We start from the raw sequence: 6,084 nt of genomic DNA, 5'->3' as shown, positions 1-6,084 counted from the left end.
CGTCCGCACATTCCATGTGCGGACTGAGCATCTGGAACCGCACTCGGAGAGTGCGGACCACTCCACGCTGCGGCCTTTGCCGCTCTGGAGCAAAGCATGCGAAATTAAAATCGACCTTACCCAATCGCCCGCTTCAAGGCATTCTTCGTGATGCGCTGCACGCGCTCATCTGGGCCGTGGGGGCGTGAGAAGTGGCTCCAGGGGATCATGTGGCCGGGGGGATCGCTGAGGCCCTGGCTCCAGAATATGGTGGTGGCGTTGAAGACGATGTTTTTCTTGGGGCCCTCGTAAAGGGTGGCGGCGTATTTGCCGAGACGGACGCCACTGGCCCAGACGTTGCCTTCGGCAACGACTTCGAGGCCTGGACGGGCGGTGTCGGGATCGCCGTGGAATTCCCAGCCGACGAGGCCGGGGATGCTGTCGCCCTGCTTCATGCCGGTGCCTTCGAAGAGCCAGTGATCAGGCTTGGCGCAGGTCCAGTCGCCGCCGCCATTGAAGGGGACGATGGTACGTGCGCCGATGATGTCGCGCTCGTCAGGGCCGGGATTTTCAAAGGGGCCGAGGATTTTGGAATAGGCTTCCTTCTCCTCTTCGCGGAATTCGCCGAAGCAGGTTTCGCGGGTGAGGCGGCGGTTGGCAGCGCCCTTCGCATTCGGAGTGAAAGGGGTGACCATGTAGACGTCGTTGGCGGAGAGCCAGAGGACGCTGAGACCATCGGCAATGGCCTGCTTGACGTTGGTGTATTGGCGCATGTCCCAATACTCATCATGACCGATGCTGATCATGGTTTTGACGCGGGAAAGGTTGGCGGGATTGAGGTTGTCGACGTTTGAGCAGTAGGTGACGTCGTAGCCTTCTTTTTCGAGCCAGTAGCAGAGCGGGTATTCCCATAGCAGGAACTCGCCGCTGCCCATGCTCTGCGGGTTGTCGAAGATCTGCACATACTTGCCGTAAGGGCGGTCAAAGCTGACGCTGACGCCGGGTGCGTGGGCGGCGCGTGGATCGGTGTAGAGCGATTCATTGACGGGCCAGCGATTGTAGGCCTGCCAGGTGTTGTCGCAGCATTGGAAGAGGATGTCAGCGGGGCGGTCGTCGGTGACGATGAAGATGATGTAGCTCTGCCAGTAGGGTTTGTCGGCGGACTCAGGAATGGTGGAGAGTCTCCCGAGATAGACACCGCTGGGCCAGTCGGTGGGGATGGTGAGGGTGGTGGAGGTTTCCCACTGGCATTCACGGAGGCGCTTGTCGGCCATCTCAGGCACGGGCTGCACTTTGCCCTCGAAAGGGCCGAGGGTGGTCATCAGGCGTGAGCCTGCGCCGTCGTAGTAGCCCATGCGAAAGAGGTCGATGGTGAACTTCGCCGCCGGTTTGGTGCTGACAAAGATGTCGAGCTTTTCGCCGGCCTTGACCGACTGGCGCGAGCAGTAGCCTTCGATCAGTGAAGTGCGAAAGGACTTCGAGTCATCCGGCCGCATGCGGGTGAGCTGGAAACTCGCGCCGGGTTTGGCGTTTTCGGTTTTGATCAGATCAGGCTGACGCTTCGCAGCAGGTGCGGAAAATACTTTGCGTGCGCCCGTCATGGCTGCGACGGCGCTGGTGGTTTTGATGAAGTCTCGGCGATCCATGAGAGCAATACGAGAGCGTGACGGCGGGTATAGCAGGCGACGCAAATTACTTCGCATTCGCAAGATCTTCTCTCTGGCCCCGTAGGTTGTGGATCGTGCGCACTTCCGTTCCAGAGATTCGCCTTTCGCGACGCAGCCTGCTTCATGCCGGTGGCATGGGGATGCTTGGTCTGGGATTGAACCAACTCGCGGCGCTGGGTGCGTCAGCCAACAAGAGCAGCATCGGGCTCGGCAAGGCCAAGTCGGTGATCATGATCTTCAATGGCGGCGCGCCGAGCCATATCGACCTTTGGGATCCCAAGCCGGACGGGCCGGTGGAGATTCGTGGCGAATTCAAAACGATCCGCACCAACGTTCCGGGCATTCATGTGACGGAGCTGCTGCCACAGATGGCGAAGCGCATGGACAAGCTGGCAGTGATCCGCTCGGTGCATCATGGGCACAGCAGTCACAATGGCGGCATGCACTGGGCCACCACAGGACGCCCCTATCGGGTGGACAGCACGCTCATCACGCCCAGCCCAACGGATCTGCCTGGGGTGGGGACGCTGGTTGGCTGGCTAGCGCAGCGCGATGGCTTCAGCAAGGGAGTGCCGCCGTATGTCATCACGCCGTTTCCACACTGCGACAGCAAGGTATACCTGACGCCCGGCCAGTTTGGCGGCTGCCTTGGCACGCGCTTCGACCCCTATGTGCTGGATGATGATCCGAACGCCGCTGCGTTTCGAGTAAGGAACATGGGGCTGGATGCCAGCCTCACCCCTGCACGTTTTCAAGAGCGCCTCGCGCTGCTGAATCAAATGAGCGCCGCCTCACGGCCCGTTGCGTCGACTCAGACGGCCCAGATGGACATCTTCAATGAGCAGGCTACGACCATGCTGCAGTCCGGCAAGGCAGCCAATGCCTTTGATCTGACCAAGGAGCCGGACAAGGTGCGCGAGCGCTATGGCCGGCACAGCTGGGGGCAGTCGCACCTGCTGGCGCGGCGTCTGGTGGAATCGGGCACGCGGTTTGTCACGACGGTCAATGGCCCCTCCATCACGTGGGACACCCACAAGGACAACTTCAACGGGCTCAAGAACCGGCTGGTGCCACCGATGGAGCAGGCCTACTCCGCACTGCTGGATGATCTGGAAGAACGCGGCCTGCTGGAAAGCACGCTGGTCGTCTGGATGGGTGAGTTTGGCCGCACGCCGAAGATCAACACCGACGCCGGCCGTGACCACTGGCCGGGCTGCTACAGCGTCGTGCTCGCCGGAGGCGGGGTGCGCGGCGGCCAGGTCATCGGGAGTTCGGATGCCAGCGGAGCTTTTCCCAAAGACCGTCCGATCACACCTGCCGACATTCATGCCAGCATCTACTCGGCGCTGGGATACGATTACCGCGAGATCAGCTACACCTCGGCGGATGGACGGCCAGTGGCATTGACGGAAGGCTCGACGATCAGCGAGCTGTTTTGATTTCCTGCCGCACCGGCTATGATGCGCCGTGCCGACGAAAAAGAAAAAGCCCGCCGCCAAAGCCAAGCCTGCCAAAAAAAAGTGGCAGCTTTATGTGCTGCTCTGCAAAGACGGGACGCTGTACTGCGGGATCACCAATGATCTGGAGCGTCGCATTTCCCAGCACAATGCTGGCAAGGGAGCGCGCTACACGCGTGGCCGCGGGCCGGTGAGTCTGCTGCGCAGCTGGCCGCAGAAGAGCAAATCAGCAGCCCTAAGAGCTGAATTTTCTTTCAAAAAACTTAGCAGATGCGCAAAAGATGCGTATCTAGCGGCATGATGCGTATTTACGCAGGGGAAATGTGACATTTGCGAAGGGTTTCCGAGACAGCGAGCTATTTTTGTGGTACAGGGAAAGATGGTCACCACAAAAGCAGTCACGAAAAAAGCGCCTTTCTCCCGCCGGGTAGTTGATCACGTCACCGATGAACTGGTGAACGTACTTTCTACCGGTGAAACCTTTGAGTTTAAAGCCCTGTTTTCGAAAGTCTTTGAAGGATTGAAGCTGAAGAATGCCGTCAGCGGCGGCGAAGAAATGCTCCGCCTGCGCTCGTATGAAAAGATCCTCAAACTGACCAACTGCGGTCTCGTGAAGAAGGTGGGCAAGACCTACCGCGCCCTCGAAGGCATCGAAAGCGCCTCCAGCGCCCATCGCCTGGCCCGTCTGGACTCCGCGATCCTTGCAGCAGCGCAGGCCAAGGCCTGAGTTGTTGATCCCTTGTTTTAACGAAACGGCACGCTGCGTCCTTGAGATGCACGTGCCGTTTTCTTTTGTCTATCCTGCCTGTGGCAGGAGTGGTTGCCTCACAAGGATTCGAACCTTGAATAACAGATTCAGAATCTGCTGTGTTACCATTACACCATGAGGCAGTGAGTGGCGGGCGGAGAGAATAGAGGCACCCGACGTTCTTGCAAGTGCGAGGGCAGACTTTTTCAGCCCCGGCCGGTCAATTCTTTTTTATGGGCCTTGGTTTCGGCCACGATCACCCCGCTGAGACAGATCAGGCAGATCAAGTTTGGGATGGCCATGAGGCCATTCGCAGCATCTGCGAAGTCCCAGACGGCCTGGGCAGGCTGGACGGAGCCAAACAGGACGGCCAGCACCCAGAGAAGACGATAGGGCTTCACCGCGCGCGTGCCGAAGAGGTACTCAGCGGCCTTTTCGCCGTAGTAACCCCAGCCAAGGATGGTGGAGAACACGAAAGTCATCAGGCCGAATAGCAGGAAAATGGGGCCGAGGGTGTGCAGATCACCGAACGCAGCGCTGGTGAGAGCCCCCTTGGGCAGCCCGTCTTTCCAATGCCCGCTGCTGACAATGACCAGACCGGTCATGAGGCAGACCACGACGGTGTCCCAAAAGGTGGCGGTGCTGCTGACAAGCGCCTGCCGGACGGGATTGCGGGTCTGAGCCGCCGCCGCCACGATGGGCGCGCTGCCCAACCCGGATTCGTTTGAGAACAAACCACGGGCGATCCCCGCCTGAGCCACCTGCTTCAATGTGGCACCGACAAAACCACCGACCGCGGCCTGACCGCTCCAGGCCCCATTCCAGATGTCTGCAAAAGCCTGCGGCAGGGCGGCATAGTTTTTGATCAGCACCAGCAAACAGCCAAAGACATAGCCGACAGCCATGATGGGCACGAGAAGCTCACAGACTTTGGCGATGCTCTTCACGCCGCCCAGCACCACGGCGGAAGTCAGCACGGCCATCACGCTGCCAGCCACCCAGCGCAACACGACATCGGAGTCGGGTTTGATATGCTCCCGCAGAAGCTCCACGATGCTGTTCGCCTGGGTCATGTTGCCAATGCCAAAGGCGGCGATGCAGGTGAAAACGGCGAACAGGACACCGAGCCATTTCTGCTTGAGCCCGCGCTCCAGGGCATACATCGGGCCACCGGCCATGCTGCCGTCCGGCATGGTGATGCGATATTTCACGGCCAGCACGGCTTCGGAGTATTTCGTGGCGATGCCGAACACACCCGTCAGCCACATCCACAGCACGGCGCCGGGACCGCCCATGGTGATGGCTCCGGCCACGCCAACAATGTTGCCGGTGCCGATGGTGGCGGCGAGGGCGGTCATCAGTGCGCCGAACTGGGACACATCCCCCTCCCCTTCTTTCTCACGCGAAAAGGAGATCCTGATCGCCTGCGGCAGGAAGCGCTGGATGAAGCCAGTGCGTACGGTCAGGAACAAATGCGTGCCAAACAGCAGAATGATGAGGGGCAGTCCCCAGACAAAACCGGAGAGGTCGGAAGCAATTTTGGCAAAGTCCATGGAGCCTTGTAAGGGAGTAAGCTGTCCTTCGCCAAGCAGAAACAGTGCCCTGGGCGCATTTCTCCTCTGTGAAGCACGTTTTTTGGGGGAGGTGACATTCCCATTGCGTATTTCAGCGCCAATCCGCTATCTTTGCGGCCCCAATCCATCCCCATGAAGCCCTCGCTCTTCCCCAACCGCCGTACTTTCCTCCGCAACACCGCCGCAACCGCCGGCAGCATCTTCCTCCCCAATCTGCTGATTGGTCAGGATGGTGTCGTCAAAAAAATCAATGTGGCCGGCATCGGTGGCGCAGGTGGCAAGGGTGCCTCTGACGTGGGCATCTCCGCCAAGGGCGCTAACATCGTGGCCATCTGTGACGTGGACCGTTCGCGCCTGAAAGAGGCGCAGCAGAAGTATCCGGACGCGAAGATGTTCGAGAGTTTCCGCGAGATGTTTGAAGCGATGGGCGACAAGATCGACATGGTCACTGTGTCCACCCCGGACCACGCGCACTACCCTGCAGCGATGGAAGCCATCAAGCGCGGCAAGCATGTGTGCGTGCAGAAGCCTCTGGTGAACCGCATCTGGGAAGCTAACCAGCTGCATGAAGCTGCCAAGAAAAAGGGCGTGAAGACCAACATGGGCAACCAGGGTCACACCGGCAAGGGCATCCGTTTCCTCAAGCAGTGGGTGAGCGA

Annotated in this window: 6 protein-coding genes and 1 tRNA gene; 4 read left to right on the top strand and 3 right to left on the bottom strand. The window is 59.7% G+C overall.

Annotated elements, in window-relative coordinates:
• Nucleotides 1-116: 116 nt before the first annotated feature.
• Nucleotides 117-1,625, bottom strand: a complete 1,509-nt coding sequence (locus ACIREA_RS24515; RefSeq protein ID WP_397384966.1) for a N,N-dimethylformamidase beta subunit family domain-containing protein — start codon at nt 1,623-1,625, stop codon at nt 117-119.
• 95 nt (nt 1,626-1,720) lie between these two features.
• Here ACIREA_RS24515 and ACIREA_RS24510 point away from each other — a divergent pair, with 95 nt between their 5' ends.
• The 3 genes from ACIREA_RS24510 (at nt 1,721) to ACIREA_RS24500 (ending at nt 3,830) form a co-directional block, all read left to right on the top strand.
• On the top strand, nt 1,721-3,085 hold the full coding sequence (locus ACIREA_RS24510) for a DUF1501 domain-containing protein (protein WP_397384965.1): 1,365 nt from the start codon (nt 1,721-1,723) through the stop codon (nt 3,083-3,085).
• Nucleotides 3,086-3,113: 28 nt separating this feature from the next.
• Nucleotides 3,114-3,404, top strand: coding sequence for a GIY-YIG nuclease family protein (locus ACIREA_RS24505; protein ID WP_397384964.1), 291 nt, complete (start codon nt 3,114-3,116; stop codon nt 3,402-3,404).
• A 78-nt stretch (nt 3,405-3,482) separates the two neighbouring features.
• Entirely contained in the window at nt 3,483-3,830 is a 348-nt protein-coding gene (locus tag ACIREA_RS24500; RefSeq protein WP_300195954.1) for a hypothetical protein, read from the top strand.
• A 90-nt stretch (nt 3,831-3,920) separates the two neighbouring features.
• Here ACIREA_RS24500 and ACIREA_RS24495 read toward each other — a convergent pair.
• Nucleotides 3,921-3,994 (bottom strand) — tRNA-Gln (locus ACIREA_RS24495).
• Nucleotides 3,995-4,057: 63 nt separating this feature from the next.
• Nucleotides 4,058-5,404 carry an alanine/glycine:cation symporter family protein gene (locus ACIREA_RS24490; RefSeq protein ID WP_397384963.1) on the bottom strand — a complete coding sequence of 449 codons (1,347 nt, stop codon included), beginning with the start codon at nt 5,402-5,404 and terminating at the stop codon, nt 4,058-4,060.
• Between the two features lie 153 nt (nt 5,405-5,557).
• Between ACIREA_RS24490 and ACIREA_RS24485 the strand changes: the two genes are divergently transcribed.
• Nucleotides 5,558-6,084, top strand: a 527-nt coding sequence (locus ACIREA_RS24485) for a Gfo/Idh/MocA family protein (RefSeq protein ID WP_397384962.1), incomplete at its 3' end; no start/stop codon positions are given.

The sequence above is a fragment of the Prosthecobacter sp. genome (genome assembly GCF_044373815.1).
GTDB lineage: Bacteria > Verrucomicrobiota > Verrucomicrobiia > Verrucomicrobiales > Verrucomicrobiaceae > Prosthecobacter.
The sequence above is the reverse complement of the archived record's forward strand: the minus strand, read 5'-3'. Positions and strand labels throughout refer to the sequence as shown.